This is a genomic window from Aestuarium zhoushanense, from assembly GCF_056431045.1.
Genome location: NZ_JBWKMA010000022.1, coordinates 370,394 through 387,111 on the forward strand (window position 1 = coordinate 370,394; position 16,718 = coordinate 387,111).

At 59.2% G+C, this 16,718-nt stretch carries 13 protein-coding genes and 1 tRNA gene; 6 read left to right on the forward strand and 8 right to left on the reverse strand.

What is annotated here, in order from left to right; genetic code table 11:
* From AC07ED_RS09275 to hemA, 4 genes are all read right to left on the reverse strand, one after another.
* The gene (locus tag AC07ED_RS09275; RefSeq protein ID WP_105235537.1) at window positions 1-1,314 is read right to left on the reverse strand and encodes an NAD(P)-dependent oxidoreductase; all 1,314 of its coding nucleotides are present in this window, start codon (window positions 1,312-1,314) and stop codon (window positions 1-3) included.
* A 331-nt stretch (window positions 1,315-1,645) separates the two neighbouring features.
* On the reverse strand, window positions 1,646-2,767 hold the full coding sequence (gene ispG / locus AC07ED_RS09280; protein ID WP_105235538.1) for a flavodoxin-dependent (E)-4-hydroxy-3-methylbut-2-enyl-diphosphate synthase: 1,122 nt from the start codon (window positions 2,765-2,767) through the stop codon (window positions 1,646-1,648).
* Between the two features lie 93 nt (window positions 2,768-2,860).
* Complete coding sequence (locus tag AC07ED_RS09285) at window positions 2,861-4,075, reverse strand: helix-turn-helix domain-containing protein (RefSeq protein ID WP_105235539.1); 1,215 nt, start codon at window positions 4,073-4,075, stop codon at window positions 2,861-2,863.
* Window positions 4,076-4,188: 113 nt separating this feature from the next.
* Window positions 4,189-5,412, reverse strand: coding sequence for a 5-aminolevulinate synthase (gene hemA, locus AC07ED_RS09290; RefSeq protein WP_105235540.1), 1,224 nt, complete (start codon window positions 5,410-5,412; stop codon window positions 4,189-4,191).
* A 186-nt stretch (window positions 5,413-5,598) separates the two neighbouring features.
* Here hemA and AC07ED_RS09295 point away from each other — a divergent pair, with 186 nt between their 5' ends.
* Window positions 5,599-6,972: a M20/M25/M40 family metallo-hydrolase gene (locus tag AC07ED_RS09295; RefSeq protein WP_105235541.1), complete on the forward strand. Its 1,374-nt coding sequence runs from the start codon at window positions 5,599-5,601 to the stop codon at window positions 6,970-6,972.
* 15 nt (window positions 6,973-6,987) lie between these two features.
* Here the strand turns inward: AC07ED_RS09295 and AC07ED_RS09300 are convergent, their stop codons facing one another.
* Entirely contained in the window at window positions 6,988-7,407 is a 420-nt protein-coding gene (locus tag AC07ED_RS09300; protein ID WP_105235542.1) for a CoA-binding protein, read from the reverse strand.
* A 180-nt stretch (window positions 7,408-7,587) separates the two neighbouring features.
* Complete coding sequence (gene rlmB / locus AC07ED_RS09305) at window positions 7,588-8,361, reverse strand: 23S rRNA (guanosine(2251)-2'-O)-methyltransferase RlmB (RefSeq protein WP_067549636.1); 774 nt, start codon at window positions 8,359-8,361, stop codon at window positions 7,588-7,590.
* Between the two features lie 143 nt (window positions 8,362-8,504).
* On the opposite strand from rlmB, the gene AC07ED_RS09310 reads away from it, so the two are divergent.
* The 5 genes from AC07ED_RS09310 to pdeM all read left to right on the forward strand — a co-directional run bounded on the left by AC07ED_RS09310 (window position 8,505) and on the right by pdeM (window position 14,020).
* Window positions 8,505-8,588 (forward strand) — tRNA-Tyr (locus AC07ED_RS09310).
* 115 nt (window positions 8,589-8,703) lie between these two features.
* Window positions 8,704-9,705 (forward strand): hypothetical protein, encoded by a 1,002-nt coding sequence (locus AC07ED_RS09315; RefSeq protein ID WP_105235543.1) that lies wholly within the window; start codon window positions 8,704-8,706, stop codon window positions 9,703-9,705.
* 74 nt (window positions 9,706-9,779) lie between these two features.
* Window positions 9,780-10,892 (forward strand): CaiB/BaiF CoA transferase family protein, encoded by a 1,113-nt coding sequence (locus AC07ED_RS09320; RefSeq protein ID WP_105236376.1) that lies wholly within the window; start codon window positions 9,780-9,782, stop codon window positions 10,890-10,892.
* A 47-nt stretch (window positions 10,893-10,939) separates the two neighbouring features.
* Window positions 10,940-13,330 carry a ligase-associated DNA damage response DEXH box helicase gene (locus AC07ED_RS09325; RefSeq protein WP_105235544.1) on the forward strand — a complete coding sequence of 797 codons (2,391 nt, stop codon included), beginning with the start codon at window positions 10,940-10,942 and terminating at the stop codon, window positions 13,328-13,330.
* A 42-nt stretch (window positions 13,331-13,372) separates the two neighbouring features.
* Complete coding sequence (gene pdeM / locus AC07ED_RS09330; RefSeq protein ID WP_105236377.1) at window positions 13,373-14,020, forward strand: ligase-associated DNA damage response endonuclease PdeM; 648 nt, start codon at window positions 13,373-13,375, stop codon at window positions 14,018-14,020.
* Window positions 14,021-14,041: 21 nt separating this feature from the next.
* Here pdeM and folD read toward each other — a convergent pair whose 3' ends face one another.
* Both folD and AC07ED_RS09340 read right to left on the reverse strand, forming a co-directional pair.
* Window positions 14,042-14,935 (reverse strand): bifunctional methylenetetrahydrofolate dehydrogenase/methenyltetrahydrofolate cyclohydrolase FolD, encoded by an 894-nt coding sequence (gene folD / locus AC07ED_RS09335; RefSeq protein WP_067549642.1) that lies wholly within the window; start codon window positions 14,933-14,935, stop codon window positions 14,042-14,044.
* Between the two features lie 49 nt (window positions 14,936-14,984).
* The gene (locus tag AC07ED_RS09340) at window positions 14,985-16,661 is read right to left on the reverse strand and encodes a formate--tetrahydrofolate ligase (protein WP_105235545.1); all 1,677 of its coding nucleotides are present in this window, start codon (window positions 16,659-16,661) and stop codon (window positions 14,985-14,987) included.
* Between the last annotated feature and the right edge of the window lie 57 nt (window positions 16,662-16,718).

A 16,718-nucleotide genomic window follows, 5' to 3' on the forward strand; every position in this document is an offset into this window, starting at 1 on the left:
TTACGCTCCCATCACTGCAGCGTGGATATCTTCGGCGGCGTCGCGTCCTTCGGCGACAGCCGTTACGGTGAGGTCTTCGCCACCCGTGGCACAGTCGCCACCAGCCCAGACACCAGAAAGGCTCGTGCGGCCCGTGGCATCAACGGCGATCTTACCGCCCTCAAGTTTGAGGCCAGCGTCCGTGGTGAGGGTCTGACCAATCGCTTTGAACACTTGATCGGCGGGCAAGGTGACGGTTTCGCCCGTGCCAGAGAGTTTGCCATCCTTTGTCGCGGTGTATTCCAGCGTGATCGCCCCATCGGCAATTGCGGTCGGCATGACGTTGAACATCAGGCGCACACCTTTGGCGGCGGCGAGGTCTTGTTCAAATGGGCTTGCCGCCATTTCAGCGCGGCTGCGGCGATAGGCGATTGTCACCGTATCCGCGCCCAGCAGTTTTGACTGAACAGCGGCATCGACGGCGGTCATGCCGCCGCCGATCACCACCACATTCCGACCCACGGGGAGTGTCGTCAGGTCGGTGGATTGACGAAGGTCTTCGATGAAATCAACGGCAGCGGTCGCGTGGTCTTCGCCTTCGATGCGCAGAGCGTTTACGCCCCCCAAGCCAACAGCGAGGAACACCGCATCATGGTCGGCTTTCAGCCCATCAAGGGTCAGATCACGCCCCAGCATCTTGCCCGTTTCAACGGTGATGCCGCCGATTTCCAAGAGCCAAGCGACCTCGCGCGCGGCAAAGTCGTTGGTCGATTTATAGGAGGCGATCCCGTATTCGTTCAGACCGCCTGCCTTTGCGCGACCGTCATAGAGGGTGACATCGTGGCCTTTCATGGCAAGTCGGTGCGCACAGGACAGACCCGCAGGCCCTGCCCCGACAACAGCGATGGATTTGCCCGTGGGGGCGGCGCGGGTGAACGGATGCACCCCCTTGGCCATCAGCGTGTCAGTCGCATAGCGCTGAAGCTGACCGATGATGACGGGCTTGCCTTCGGCCTCTTCGCGCACGCAGGCCTCTTCGCAGAGCGTCTCTGTCGGGCAAACGCGGGCGCACATGCCGCCAAGGATATTCTGCGACAGGATCGTTTTCGCAGCCGCCTCGGGCGTGCCCGTTTGGATCTGACGAATAAACAGCGGAATATCGATCGACGTCGGACAGGCCGTCATACACGGCGCATCGTGACAGAAATAACAGCGGTCGGCAGCAACGCGGGCCTCATGCGCATCAAGCGGCGCATGGAGGTCTTCAAAGTTCCGCGAAAGCGCGTCGGCTGACAAACGGCCGGATTGGATACCGGGGGTCATCGGCGTGGTCATTTGTGGTCCCTGTTGTCATTGGTTTTGCCAAAAGACTGCCAAGGTTTTATTTTTTATCAATTGGTAAAATAATCCGACAAAAACGCATGGGATTTCAGGGGCGCGGTGCCTTCGCGCAATGCAGAAAAGCCGAGATCGTCCGCAGGGAAACTACGGAAACCGTTCCAAAACAGAGGATTGCGGGGTGACCTTAGGGAAACAGCCAAACGAAAAAACCGCCGATTTCCTGCAATGCAGCACGAAATCGACGGTTTAAATTTTTTGCACGCTTGGTCAAAAACAGAGGCGTTTGCCCAGTTTTTATGCGGATCGCAAAGCGTTGACCCGTCGATCAGAGGGCCTTGGCTTGGTTCGCTTCGATCTCTGCAGCTTTCTTTTCGACCTGTTCGACGATGTGATCGATCATCTGATCGTTGCCGAGTTTATGGCTCTGCTTACCGGCCAGATAGACCATGCCCGACCCTGCCCCGCCGCCAGTGAACCCAACGTCGGTCATCAGCGCCTCACCGGGGCCGTTCACCACGCAGCCGATGATCGAGAGGCTCATCGGGGTTTTAATGTGAGACAGACGGTCCTCTAGCGCTTCAACGGTTTTGATCACGTCAAAGCCCTGACGCGCACAGGACGGGCAGGAAATGATGTTCACACCGCGGTGGCGCAGACCGAGAGATTTCAGGATTTCATAGCCGACTTTGACTTCCTCCACGGGATCCGCCGAGAGGCTCACGCGGATCGTGTCGCCGATGCCCATCCACAAAAGGTTCCCAAGGCCAATCGCCGATTTGATCGTGCCCGAGGTCAGGCCGCCCGCCTCTGTGATGCCGAGGTGGATGGGGGCATCGGTCGCCTCTGCCAGTTGCTGATAGGCTGCCGCTGCCATGAATACGTCAGAGGCTTTGCAGCTGATCTTGAACTCGTGAAAATCGTTGTCCTGAAGGATTTTGATGTGGTCGAGGCCGCTTTCCACCATCGCGTCGGGGGTCGGTTCGCCGTATTTGTCCAAGAGGTGCTTTTCCAGCGACCCTGCGTTCACGCCGATGCGGATCGAACAGTTGTTATCACGGGCGGCTTTGATCACTTCTTTCACTCGCGCTTCATCCCCGATGTTACCCGGATTGATGCGCAGGCAGGCCGCGCCCGCGAGGGCGGATTCGATGCCGCGTTTGTAGTGGAAATGGATGTCAGCCACGATAGGAACGGGGCTTTCGCGGCAGATCTCTTTCATCGCGGCAGAGGATGCCTCGTCCGGCACAGAAACGCGCACGATGTCAGCGCCCGCCTCAGCCGCGCGGATAATCTGATCCAGCGTGGCCTTTACGTCGTGGGTCAAGGTGTTGGTCATGGTCTGCACCGTGATCGGCGCGTCCCCACCCACAGGCACATTGCCAACCATGATCTGGCGCGATTTACGACGGTCAATATTGCGCCACGGACGGATCGGGTTGTGCGACATGGGACACCTTTGAAATAAGCCTCGGCGCTTTACCTAAAGCGCGGCACCCCGACAGGCAACGGGTCAACGAAAAGATGTGATCGGAAAGGCGGATTACTGAGTGATTTCAGCCTGCGCGACATTCACCATCGCAGCCAGATCATCGTCGGCCGACAAATCAGCAACCGCAAAGGTCTGTGCCAGTTCATCAGCCGACAGCGCGAGGTTCGAGGTCACAACGCCACGTTCGCCCACTGGACCGTGGATCGTGCCGTTGATCTGGAAATAGACAGCGCCTGATTCACCCGTCCGCAGGACAGGGGGTTCGGCCATCGCGGGCACAGCCCATGTGTCGCCAGCGTTCATGATGCCTTCGAAGATGACGGCACCGTCGGCGGCACGCACACGCACCCACGACGGACGCACAGCAACCATCGCCAGTTCAGGCGCAGGGCCGTCGGTCACTTGAACAGTGCCCGTGATCGGTGTTGCAGTCTCTGTCGGTAGTGCGGTCGCCATGATGGTCGGGCCTTGCTCTACCTCGGGGGCGAGCGCACCAATCGACGACGGGTCAAGCGCAGAGATCGGGCCATCACGGGCGATCATCACAGGCACGTCGAGCGCCTGAGGACGATACACACGGTCGAGGCCATCAGCCGCAGGCGGTTCAAACGCAGCGGCATAGGCACCAGCGTCATCCGCAACAGTGCCAAGACCTGCCAGCGGGTCGAGGTCGGCCACAACAACGGGGGTGTTTTCGACAGGGGCGAAACGGACTTTTTGCACTTCTTTCAGAACAGTCCAGCCGCCGTAGCCCAAGCCCGCGACCAGAGCCACGAGAACAGCGAGCGAGCCAACCGCGCCCGGTTCAATCTTGGCAAAGAAGCCCTCGCCCGCAGGAACGAACGGGGTCGATGGGGTCGAGAACATATCCTTGGGTTTCGACTGCTGGGACGCAAGGTCGGTGGCCAAGGTGCGGTTGGTCTTTGTGCTGGAGGCCGCTTTGGACATGCCATGCGCGGTCGCAAATCCGCTTTCGCGGCAGAATGTGGTGAAAGCCCAATCGGGGTCCATATTCAGGTAGCGCGCGTAAGAGCGCACATAGCCCGCGATGAAGCCAGGAGTATCGAATGCAGAGGGGTCAGCGTTCTCGATCGCCGCGATATAGGCCGCTTTGATTTTGAGTTCGCGTTGAACGTCCAAAAGGCTCTTGCCCATGGTGGCACGTTCGCCACGCATGAGGTCACCAAGGCGCAGATCAAAGGCGTCAAAGCCTTTGTTTTCTTCAGCCTCAGGTGCAGCTTTACGCCGGAAACCTTTAACGATCATTAGGGCCGTCCCACCGCCTCAAATTAGCGGCATCGCTTTACGATTCGTCCCAATCACGATGCCTTTGATTGCCCCTAGCATATACCAAAGAGCAGTGCACAGGCAGAAAAAAGTTAACCCGCCATTTCGGCACGATTCAGCGCACAATGGCTCCAGAGTTTGTCCATTGCGCTCACCAAAGCATCAATTTCCTTTGGTCCGTGCACAGGCGACGGGGTGAACCGCAGACGTTCTGTGCCGCGTGGAACGGTGGGGAAGTTGATCGGCTGCACGTAGATGCCGAACTGGCTCAGCAGCATGTCGGACAGCTTTTTGGTGTGGACGGGATCGCCAACGATCACAGGCACGATGTGGGAACCGTGGTCGATGATCGGCAGGCCCATGCCCTTGAGACGGAGTTTCAGAACCGCAGCGCGTTCCTGATGCAGATCGCGCAGCGCCTGATCGGTTTTCAGATGCGCGACTGAGGCGGCAGCGCCAGCCGCCACAACAGGCGGCAGCGAGGTCGTAAAGATGAACCCCGGCGCGTAAGAGCGCACGGCGTCACACATTTTGGCCGATGCCGCGATATAGCCGCCGTGGACGCCAAAGGCCTTGCCCAAGGTTCCGTTTACGATGTCGATACGGTCCAACAGACCGTCACGTTCGGCCACACCACCACCGCGCGGACCATACATGCCAACGGCGTGCACCTCATCAAGGTAGGTCAGCGCGCCGAATTCCTCGGCCAGATCGCAGAGTTCCTTGATCGGGCCAAAGTCCCCGTCCATCGAATAGACGGATTCAAACGCGATCAGTTTCGGCGCTGCAGGATCGTCGGCCATCAGTTTGGCACGCAGATCGGCTAGATCGTTGTGTTTGAACACGCGTTTCGCGCCACCATTGCGGCGGATGCCTTCGATCATCGACGCGTGGTTCAGTTCATCCGAGTAAATGATCAGACCGGGGAATAATTTCGGCAGCGTCGACAGCGTCGCATCGTTCGCGATGTAAGCGCTGGTAAAGAGAAGTGCCGCCTCTTTCTGGTGGAGGTCGGCCAGCTCTGCCTCGAGTCGTTTGTGATAAACGGTCGTGCCAGAAATATTCCGTGTCCCGCCAGAGCCAGCGCCCGTTGCGTCGAGCGCCTCATGCATAGCCGCAAGAACGACAGGGTGCTGACCCATGCCAAGATAGTCATTGCCGCACCACACTGTGATCGGCTGTTCGCTACCGTCCTCTTTGCGCCAAAGCGCGTGAGGGTAATGTCCCTTTTTGCGCTCGATATCGATGAAGGTCCGATACCGGCCTTCTTCGTGGAGTTTACCAAGTGCAGCGTCGAGGTGGGCGTTGTAGTCCAAATGTCTATCCTTCACGTCAGGCAGCGCGAATACGCTAACGGCAGGTTCGTGGGTCCATATAGCCTTAGACTGGTTCTAACAATACGCTACCTTTTGACACGCCAGCGACAAAAACGACCTTTTCCACCTCTGGACACCCTATCGGAACGGCGTAGTCTCCTATCGGAAACCACAGCCGGAGCGATCATGACCCTGTCCACCATCCTCACCCGTATCGACACTGATCTGGATAACGCCTTGGATCGTTTGATGGAATTGCTCCGCATTCCGTCGATCAGCACGGACCCTGCGTATAAGGCGGACTGTGCAAAGGCGGCGGATTGGCTGGTTGAGGACCTCAAGAGCATCGGCTTTGACGCTGCGTCCCGCCCTACCCCCGGTCATCCGTTGGTCATAGCCCACGGCGGCGAAGGCGGAACGCATGTTCTGTTCTATGGGCATTACGATGTGCAGCCCGTTGATCCGCTGAACCTCTGGCACCGCGATCCCTTTGATCCTGCGATCGAGGAGACCGAAAAAGGCAAGGTCATTCGCGCCCGTGGTGCATCCGATGACAAGGGCCAGTTGATGACCTTTATCGAGGCCTGCCGTGCCTATGTTGCTGAAACGGGCAAGCTGCCGTGCAAGATCACGATTTTCCTTGAGGGCGAGGAAGAGAGCGGTTCGCCCTCGCTCGTCCCATTCATGGAAGCGAACGCCAAGGACCTCACCGCCGATGTTGCGCTGATCTGTGACACCGACCTCTTTGACGCGAACACCCCTGCGATCACCACCATGCTGCGCGGTCTATTGGGCGAAGAGGTGGTCATCACAGGTCCGTCCAAAGACCTGCATTCGGGCATGTATGGTGGCCCCGCGATCAACCCGATCCGCGTGTTGTCGAACATCGTCGCCAATCTGCACGACGACACTGGCCGCATCACGGTGCCTGATTTCTATGACGGCGTGCCAGAGCTATCCGACGAATTGCGCAGCCAGTGGGAGGCTTTGGGCTTTGACGATAAGGCGTTCCTTGCCGACGTGGGCCTTAGCACCCCTGCGGGCGAAGCGGGTAAAACCGTCCTCGAACAGATTTGGGCACGGCCGACGGCAGAGGTGAACGGGATTACGGGCGGTTACACGGGTGACGGGTTCAAGACCGTGCTGCCCTCTGTCGCCAAAGCAAAGATCAGCTTCCGCCTTGTCGGGACCCAAGACCCGCTGAAAATCCGCGATAACTTCCGCCAATGGGTGCGCGATCAGCTTCCGCCAGATTGTTCGGTCGAATTCCACGACCATGGCGCGGGTCCAGCGAGCGTGATGGCGACAACCAACCCCGCCTTTGCCGCTGCACGTGCGGCTCTGACCGATGAATGGCCGAACCCTGCGGCGTTCACAGGGTCGGGCGGATCGATTCCCGTCGCGGGTTATTTCAAGACCATCCTCGACATGGATTCGATGCTGATCGGTTTCGCGATGGAGGATGATTCCATCCACTCGCCCAACGAAAAATACGACCTGCGGAGCTTCCACAAAGGCATCCGTAGCTGGGCTCGCATCTTGGATGCTCTGAGCAACTGAGGGGGTTCGCCCCCGTCAGAGCCCTAGGCGCGCAATCTCGATCTTTGGGCAGCGGTCTTGGATTACGGTGACGCCGCGCGTCTCTGCCATGGCTGCTGCTCCGTCGTGAACAACGCCCAACTGGGTCCAAACGACCTTGAGCGTGGGCCAGCGCAAGAGCGCTTCTTCGACGATGGCAGGCACCGCGTCGGATTGGCGGAAAATGTCGACCATATCGACCTCATCAGGGATCGAGGTCAGGTCAGGATAGACCAACTGACCCATCAATTCCTGCCCAGCGAGGCCCGGATTCACGGGGATCACGCGGTATCCGTTGGCCATGAGATAGGCCATCACCTGATAAGATGGGCGTTCAGGATTTGAAGACGCCCCGACCAGAGCAATGACTTTGGATTGGCGTAGAACGGTTTCGATGATGTCGTCTTGGATCGTCATGGTGCGGATTACCCAGCATTTTCGCAGAAAAAAGGCGTTCGGGGGATTGGGACCCGAACGCCTAGTATGGAACGAGGGACAGTGAGATATTGCAAGCCTGTTCCGAGGCTTGCCTCATGAAAGAAAGATAGGCACTGATTTGCCTAAGAAAAGACTGTTCAGAAAAACGTGAACAGAGGCTTAACGGGACGCATAAAGCGACACCGCCGCAGCGTTCGACACGTTGAGCGATCCGAACCCGCCCGCAAAGTCGATCCGCACCAGCGCATCACAAGTTTCGCGAGTTTTTTCCCGCAAACCCGGCCCTTCGGCACCGAGAACCAGCGCAACGGGGCGATCCTTGCGACCTTCCAGTGCAGCTTCGATCGTTTGATCCGCCTCACCCGCGAGGCCGAGGATGATGAAGCCCAATTGTTTCAACTCTTCCATCGCATCCGCCAAATTGCGCACGCGGATGTAGGGCTGACGCTCTAGCGCGCCGCTCGCGGTTTTCGCCAGCGCACCCGTTTCAGGGGCAGAGTGACGTTGCACACCAACAACAGCGCGGGCACCGAACACCTCAGCCGAGCGGAGAATCGCACCGACGTTATGCGGGTCGGTCACACGGTCGAGCAGGATAATCCGTGCAGGATCGATGCCTGGCCCCATGACAACATCCGTCAGAGTGCCCCACTCAAGAGCCTTCACCTCGAGCGCGGCCCCTTGGTGGACCGAGTCGGGATCGATGGGGGCCGCAAATTTGCGTGGGTCCGAAATTTCGGGGACCATGCCGCTGGCTGCGATCGCATCCGCCAGTTTCGCCTCAGCATTTTTGGTCACAACCAGCCGCAAACGCTTGCGACGGGGGTTCATCAGCGCATCGCGCACCGCATGGAGACCAAACAGCCAGACGGTTTCTTGTGCGGCTGCACGTTTGGCCTGTTCTTTTTCGATGACCCACTTCGGTTTTTGCATGGCGAACCCCTTATATCCTAGCCCTCTCAATGGGCCAAACTGGCACTTTACACAAGTGTGTCGAAAAACGATCATTTTTCCTGTTGACGCCCTCGGCCAAGACCCATATTCAGCCCCCCACGAACGAGGCTTTGCCTAGGTTCGGGCGACGGGCTGCAAGGTGCGGCAGCGGACTGTAACTCCGCCGGGGAGACCCACGCCTGGTTCGATTCCAGGGTCGCCCACCACTTCCCCCACATATCGATGCACCGCACCCCGCGATTTCCGCGCATCCTTAGGCGTGTTCGGGTTTCGCAGGTCACGACTTCCCCCTATAGTGGTTGCAAAAGACCTGAGGCAGCTATGGCGCGAAAATCGAAAACCACTCCGCCGTTCAATATTATGATCGTCGGACAATCGGGACGGCTTCAGTATGAGGCCCTGCTGTTTGCGGCTTCGCTGCGGGCGAATTCCCCCGATTTCAAAGGTCGTCTGATTGTTGCAGAGCCGCAAATGGGGTCGCTGTGGAAATCCGACCCGACGATGGACATTTCGGTCAAGGAAGCGCTGATCGAGCTGGGCGCGGAAATCGTACCGTTCGAGAGCAAACATTTCGGGCAGGCCTACCCCTATGGCAACAAGATCGAAGGCCTCTGCACCCTGCCAGCTGGCGAGCCTTTTGTATTTTTCGACACTGACACGTTGATCACAGGCGATATTTCCAAGGTGGCTTTCGATTTCGACCGTCCCTCGGCGTCGATGCGGCGCGAAGGGACATGGCCTGAAGAAGAGCTCTACTGGCCCGGATATACGGGCGTTTGGAAATCGCTCTACGACAAATTCGGGTTGGAGTTCGAAAGCACGCTCGACCTGAACGAACCCGATGAATACTGGAAACGGTATCTCTATTTTAACGCGGGCTGGTTTTTCTATCGCGATCCTGCGGAATTCGGGAAACGGTTCACCGAATGGGCGGTAGAACTGCGTGACAATCGTCCTGAAGAACTGGCGGTTCAGTCACTTGACCCTTGGCTGGATCAAGCAATCTTGCCGCTGGTCATCCATTCCTTTGGCGGCGGCAGACCGGGGCCAGAGTTGGACGGTCTGGATGGGGATGTCACCTGTCACTACCGCATGTTCCCGCTGCTCTACGCACGCGAAAGCGACCGTGTGGTTCAGGTGCTCGAAGAAGTCGCGACGCCGAATAAGGTGAAAAAGATCCTCAAACTCTATGAGCCGATCAAACGGTTGGTCTATCAGGGGCGCGGGGCGAAAATTCGGGACCTGTTCGATCAGAACGACCTTCCGCGGAAAGAGCGCCAGATTCGCAATCGGATCAAAGCCAACGGATTCTGGATGCGCTGACCCGCTGGCCTTTGTCCGCCTCGCCCCTCATAACTTTACTTGGGGGACATTTAGGTGGAGAGGAGCCAGCGATGATGTTGGATGGCGTGCGGATTATCGAAATCGAAGGGCTTGGCCCCGGTCCCTTTGCCGCGATGCTCTTGGCCGATCTTGGCGCTGATGTGATCGTCATTCACCGTAAGGGCGGCGGCGTGACACCGGGGATGCCCGAACGCGCCGTTCTGGACCGTGGGAAACGGTCTATCGCTCTCGACCTCAAGTCGCCTGACGATGTGGCGACCGCGCTTCAACTGGTGGCGAGCGCGGACGGCCTCATCGAAGGGTTCCGCCCCGGCGTGATGGAGAAACTCGGCCTTGGGCCAGAGGTTTGTCATCAGGTGAACCCAGCACTGGTGTTCGGGCGCATGACGGGCTGGGGCCAAGACGGACCACTGGCGCATACGGCGGGTCATGACCTGAACTACATCTCTTTGGCGGGCGGCGCGTGGTATGCGGGCGAAACAGGGGCGCAGCCGATGACGCCCCCGACCTTGGTTGGCGATATTGGCGGCGGTGCGATGTATCTGGCCGTCGGTATGCTGGCCGCCATCCTCAAGGCCCGCGCCACGGGGCAAGGCACCGTTGTCGATGCCGCGATCTATGACGGCACGGCGCATATGATGAACCTTCTGATGACTTTGCGACAGTCGGGCATGTTCCCAACCACCCGTGGGCAGGGCCTTTTGGACGGGCCGCATTGGAGCCGAACCTATCGCTGCGCCGACGGTGGGTTTATTGGCGTCCAGTGCCTAGAGCCGAAATTCTACGCGATCTTCCTCGACCTTCTTGGGTTGGGCGATGATCCCGCGTTTCAGGACCAATTCAATCGTGACGCGTGGCCCAATCTGACCGACCGACTGACAGGGATTTTCGCGACGCGCAGCCGTGACGACTGGGCCGCTGTTTTTGCGGGAACGGATGCCTGCGTGGCCCCTATCCTCAGCCCAGAAGAGGCGATGGCGCATCCGTTGAACGCTGCGCGGGATACGTGGCACGAGGTTGACGGAACCCTGCAAGCTGCCCCAGCGCCACGGTTTTCAGGCCAACCCGCATGGTCGCCCGTCGCCATTCCGCACCGTGGGGAGCACAGCGATGAAATCCGCGCAGAGCTTGCGGACCGCGCAAATGCGAGACCATCGGCGCTCTAAGCTGTTGCTGGGGTTGACGTGGCCTCGAACCAAGGCAGATTGGCCGTATGACCGCCCTACCCCAAGTTTTCGATGATTGGTTCGCCAGCCGTGGCTGGCAGATCCACCCGCATCAGCGCGACATGCTGGAGCGGGCGTCGGAAAAGGCGTTGCTGCTGATTGCCCCGACGGGCGGCGGTAAGACGCTTGCAGGCTTTTTGCCGAGCTTGGTGGAACTGGCAGATGGCGCGCACGAGGGCCTGCATACGCTCTACATCTCTCCGCTCAAGGCATTGGCGGCGGACATCGGGCGGAACCTGCGGCGGCCCGTTGAGGATATGGGATTACCGATCCGTATTGAGGATCGGACGGGCGACACCAGTGCCACGCTCAAGAAACGGCAGCGAGTGGACCCACCGCATATCCTGCTGACCACGCCAGAGAGCCTTGCGCTGCTGACCTCGTATGAAGACGCGCATCGGATGTTTCGCGGCCTGAAACGCGTGATCGTCGATGAAATCCACGCCCTGTCAGAGAGCAAACGCGGCGATCAGTTGATGCTGGCCCTCTCGCGGCTAGAGGCGATGTGCCCTGACCTGCGGCGCGTGGGTCTGTCGGCGACCGTTGAGGACCCTGCGGCCCTCGCACGGGAACTGTCCCCCACTGGCTGCGCGATCCTCAATGCGGACCCAGGGCCTGCGCCTGACATTGGGATGTTGGTCACAGACGCCCCGCCGCCTTGGGCTGGAGGGGGTGCGAGCTATGCGATCCCAGCGGTGTTGGAAGAAGTCAAACGACACAAAACCACGCTGATTTTCCACAACACAAGGGCGCAGGCAGAGATATTCTTTCACAACCTCTGGCTCGCCAATACGGATGATTTGCCGATTGGCATCCACCACGGGAGCCTCTCGCGGGATCAGCGCGATGCGGTTGAGGCGGCGATGGTGCGCGGGGATTTGCGGGCGGTGGTCTGCACGGGGAGCCTTGATCTGGGGATCGATTGGGGCAACGTCGATCTCGTCATTCAGGTCGGCGCACCCAAGAACGTGAAACGGTTGATCCAGCGGATCGGTCGGGCCAATCACCGGTATAACGCGCCGTCCAAGGCGCTCTTGGTTCCTGCGAATAGGTTCGAGGTGATCGAGTGTGTTGCAGCCCTTGCCGCCGCACGGGATCATGATCTGGATGGCGACCCCAAAGGCGACGGACCGCGTGACGTTCTGTGCCAGCACATCCTGATCCGCGCCTGTGCAGGGCCGTTTGATGCGACAGAGCTGTTTCACGAGGTCAAATCCGTTGGCGCCTATGCGGGGCTTTCGCGAGCGGCGTTCGACGACTGTTTGGATTTCGTGGCGACGGGCGGTTATGCGCTGCGGGCCTATGACAAATGGCAACGGTTGATGGAGCGGAACGGGCTCTGGCAGCTTCGCGATCCACGGGCTGCGCAATCGATCCGCATGAACATCGGCACCATTCAGGACACCGAGACACTGAAGGTGCGGATGCGGGGTGCGGGCAAACCGCTGGGCGAGGTCGAAGAGAGCTTTGCCGCAACCCTAACCGCAGGGGATACCTTCCTGATCGGCGGGCAAATCGTCCGCTATCAAGGGATCAAAGAAATGGTGGTGGAGGTCACGCGCTCTGCCGCACAGAACCCGCGTGTGGCGGTGTTCAACGGGACAAAGTTCGCCACATCGACCCAGCTTTCAGCCCGCGTTTTGGCGATGTTCCAGCAGACCGATTGGCCCGAGTTGCCCCGTCACACGGCGGAATGGCTGCACCTCCAGCGGGAGGTCTCGCACCTGCCCCGCGCGGATCGGCTGCTGGTCGAGACATTTCCGCATGACGGGCGGCAGTTCATGTGCGTCTACGGCTTTGCGGGAAGGAATGCGCAGCAGACTCTGGGCCTCATCCTGACGCAACGGATGGAAGAAGCGGGCCTCGCACCTTTGGGCTTTGTCGCGACGGATTATGCGACGCTTGTCTGGGGCCTGGACCCTGTTGAGGATGTCGCACCCCTCCTCACCGCAGACGGACTGCGCGAAGGGCGTGATCGGTGGCTTCAATCGAACATGGTGATGAAGCGAACGTTCCGCACGGCGGCCACCATCGCCATGCTGATGATGCGCAACACGCCGCAGTCGAAAAAGACGGGGCGGCAGGCAACGGTGTCGTCCGATATCCTCTACGACACGCTAGCGAAATACGACCCTGACCACCTGATGCTGCGCATCACCCGCGAAGAGGCCATGCGCGGTTTGGTCGATTTTGGACGGATTGAGGAAATGCTGACACGGACGAGCGGACGGATAGATCATCTCGCGCTCGACCGTCTGCCGCCACTGGCAGCGCCGTTGCTGTTAGAGGTCGGAAAAATACCCGTCCAAGGGGTCGCCCGCGAACGGCTCGAGGCTGAACGCGCCGAGGCCCTGATGAAAGAGGCGGGATTGGGCTAAGTCCACTTGACGCATTTCCCCGCGGCGGCCAAAGACGCAGGCATGACGCATCACGTTTTTTCCCTCTGTGACACCCAACTGACCGCGCGTGCCGATGGCGCGTTGTGGTTGGCCGATCATAACACTCTGGTCGTGTCGGACCTGCACCTGTGCAAGTCCGAACGCTTTGCCCGCAAGGGGCGCGGACTGCTGCCGCCCTTTGACACGCGCGATACGCTGACGCGGTTGGATGCTGTGTTGGATGAAGTGTTGCCTGCGCGGGTGATTTGTCTGGGCGATAGCTTCGACGATGTTGAGGCGATCGAACATATGCCCGATGCGGAAAAACTGTGGCTTGCGCGGATGCAGGCGGGGCGCGAATGGGTCTGGATCGCGGGGAACCACGATGCGGGGCCAGTCGAGTTGGGCGGCGAATATGTGGACGAAGTGACGGCGGGATCGCTGACCTTCCGCCACATCGCGGAAAATGGGGCACAGGCCGAAGTGTCGGGCCACTATCATCCGAAACACAGCCTCAGCGGACCTGCGCGGGCCTGTTTCGTCTATGATGAAAATCGACTGATTATGCCTGCCTTCGGGACCTACACGGGTGGGATTCCTGCGGTCAAATCCCCGATCAGGGATCTCTTTGCGGCGCGGGCGTTTGCGGTACTGACGGGACCGCGGGCCTTGGTGGTGCCCCTGCCGTAATCACGGCAAGGGCTATTGGTTTTAAGCAGTCAGGCCTTTGGGCTCTGGCAGACCGTTCGCACGGCAACATGCGGTCACGGTGTTCGCCAGAAGGCACGCAATGGTCATCGGGCCAACGCCACCTGGAACGGGGGTGATCGCCCCAGCAACTTCAGCGCAGCTGTCATAGTGGCAATCGCCAACCAGACGGGTTTTGCCTTCGCCTGCATCAATGCGGTTGATGCCCACGTCGATGACGGTCGCACCCGGCTTGATCCAGTCGCCTGTGACCATTTCAGGACGGCCAACCGCCGCGACAACGATGTCGGCCTGACGGACGACAGCTTCGATGTCTTTGGTGCGGCTGTGCGCGATGGTGACGGTGCAGCTATCGCCCAGCAGCAGCTGCGCCATTGGTTTACCAACGATGTTCGAACGACCGATTACAACAGCGTTCAGACCCGACAGCGATCCGTGGTGATCGCGCAGCATCATCAGACAGCCGAGCGGCGTGCACGGCACCATCGATTTCTGCCCCGTGCCCAACAGACCGACGTTCGAGATGTGGAAACCGTCCACGTCCTTTGCCGGATCAATCGCGTTGATCACGAGGTCAGAGTTCATATGCGACGGCAGCGGCAACTGAACCAAGATCCCGTGAACCTGCGGATCATTGTTCAGTTTGTCGATGACGGCCAACAGTTCGTCTTCGGTCGTGGTATCAGGCAGTTTATATTCAAACGACTTCATACCGACTTCGACGGTCTGTTTGCCCTTAGAGCGCACGTAGACTTGGCTCGCGGGATCTTCGCCAACCAACACCACAGCAAGGCCCGGCACGATCCCTTGCTCTTCTTTCAGGCGGGCCACATGACCCGCCACTTTTTCGCGCACTGAGGCCGCAAAGGCCTTTCCGTCAATCACAGTTGCCGACATACGGCTCCCCTCTTTTTCAATTGGTGGCGTTGCTGACCCGTTACCCTGATCAGAACAGCCCCTCAACCTGCCCATTGTCACCAATGCGAATGTTTTCCGCACTCGGCACACGCGGGAGACCGGGCATGGTCATTATCTCACCGCAGATCACTACAACGAAACCAGCACCGGCAGACAGGCGCACTTCGCGGATCGGAACGCTATGTCCGGTCGGAGCGCCACGCAGGTTCGGGTCCGTTGAGAACGAATATTGTGTCTTTGCCATACAGACCGGCAGGTTGCCGTAGCCTGCGTCTTCCCATTCGCGCAGTTGGTCGCGGATTTTCTTGTCCGCGAGAACTTCGTCCGCATGGTAGATGCGTTTTGCGATGGTTTCGATCTTTTGGAACAAAGGCATTTCATCAGGATAGAGCGGCGCAAAGTGTGCCGCGCCAGAGTTCGCCAGTTGCACGACCTTATGTGCCAGTGCTTCTGCACCTTTGCCGCCGTCAGCCCAGTGGGTCGACAGGATGGCTTCGGCGCCTTGTTTCGCAACGTAGTCTTTAACCGCTTGGATTTCGGCCTCGGTGTCGGTGACGAAGTGGTTGATCGCAACGACAACAGGCACGCCAAAGGATTTCACGTTGGCGATGTGACGGCCAAGGTTCGGACAGCCCTTTTCGACCGCTGCAACGTTTTCCGCGCCGAGGTCCGCTTTCGCTACGCCGCCGTTCATTTTCATCGCGCGAACGGTTGCCACGACAACAACTGCGTCAGGTGCGAGGCCAGCCTTGCGGCATTTGATGTTCATGAACTTTTCAGCGCCGAGGTCAGCACCGAAACCAGCCTCCGTTACAACGTAGTCTGCGAGTTTCAGCGCAGTGGTGGTTGCAACAACAGAGTTACAGCCGTGCGCGATGTTTGCGAACGGTCCGCCGTGCACGAAAGCAGGGTTGTTTTCGAGCGTTTGAACGAGGTTCGGCTGCATCGCGTCCTTGAGCAGAACAGTCATTGCGCCGTCCGCTTTGATGTCGCGGCAGTAGATCGGGGTGCGGTCGCGACGGTAAGCCACGATCATCGAACCCAGACGTTCCTGAAGGTCGTCGATGTCGTTTGCGAGGCAGAGGATCGCCATAACCTCGGAGGCTACGGTGATGTCAAAGCCCGTCTGACGCGGGAAGCCGTTCGACACACCACCGAGCGAGGTTACGGTGTCACGCAGTGCGCGGTCGTTCATGTCCAGGACGCGGCGCCACGACACACGACGTTCGTCGATCTCGAGCTCGTTGCCCCAGTAGATGTGGTTGTCGATCATTGCCGACAGAAGGTTGTGCGCCGAGGTGATCGCGTGGAAGTCGCCCGTGAAGTGGAGGTTCATGTCCTCCATCGGAACGATCTGCGCGTAACCGCCACCAGCCGCGCCACCCTTCATCCCGAAGTTCGGCCCGAGAGACGCTTCGCGGATACAGATCGCAGCTTTCTGACCGATACGGTTCAGACCATCGCCCAGACCTACGGTCGTGGTGGTCTTACCTTCGCCCGCAGGGGTCGGGTTGATCGCAGTGACGAGGATCAGTTTACCGTTCTTGCGGGATTTGACCTCTTCTACAAAACGAGAAGAGACTTTTGCCTTATCGTGACCATATGGGATCAAATCAGCGGACTCGATACCAAGGATGGCACCGATCTCTTGGATCGGTTTCTTATTCGCCTCACGGGCAATCTGAATGTCAGTCTTGAAGGTCACGGGTCATTCCTCTTCCCTGTTATTTGCGGCAAGGCTATCGCGGGAGGAAGTGGGGGA

Coding starts and splice junctions, on each gene's coding strand:
- AC07ED_RS09275 (WP_105235537.1), bottom strand. CDS start 1,314: ATGACCACGCCGATGACCCCCGGTATCCAATCCGGCCGTTTGTCAGCC.
- ispG (WP_105235538.1), bottom strand. CDS start 2,767: ATGTCGCACAACCCGATCCGTCCGTGGCGCAATATTGACCGTCGTAAA.
- AC07ED_RS09285 (WP_105235539.1), bottom strand. CDS start 4,075: ATGATCGTTAAAGGTTTCCGGCGTAAAGCTGCACCTGAGGCTGAAGAA.
- AC07ED_RS09295 (WP_105235541.1), top strand. CDS start 5,599: ATGACCCTGTCCACCATCCTCACCCGTATCGACACTGATCTGGATAAC.
- AC07ED_RS09300 (WP_105235542.1), bottom strand. CDS start 7,407: ATGACGATCCAAGACGACATCATCGAAACCGTTCTACGCCAATCCAAA.
- rlmB (WP_067549636.1), bottom strand. CDS start 8,361: ATGCAAAAACCGAAGTGGGTCATCGAAAAAGAACAGGCCAAACGTGCA.
- AC07ED_RS09315 (WP_105235543.1), top strand. CDS start 8,704: ATGGCGCGAAAATCGAAAACCACTCCGCCGTTCAATATTATGATCGTC.
- AC07ED_RS09320 (WP_105236376.1), top strand. CDS start 9,780: ATGTTGGATGGCGTGCGGATTATCGAAATCGAAGGGCTTGGCCCCGGT.
- AC07ED_RS09325 (WP_105235544.1), top strand. CDS start 10,940: ATGACCGCCCTACCCCAAGTTTTCGATGATTGGTTCGCCAGCCGTGGC.
- pdeM (WP_105236377.1), top strand. CDS start 13,373: ATGACGCATCACGTTTTTTCCCTCTGTGACACCCAACTGACCGCGCGT.
- folD (WP_067549642.1), bottom strand. CDS start 14,935: ATGTCGGCAACTGTGATTGACGGAAAGGCCTTTGCGGCCTCAGTGCGC.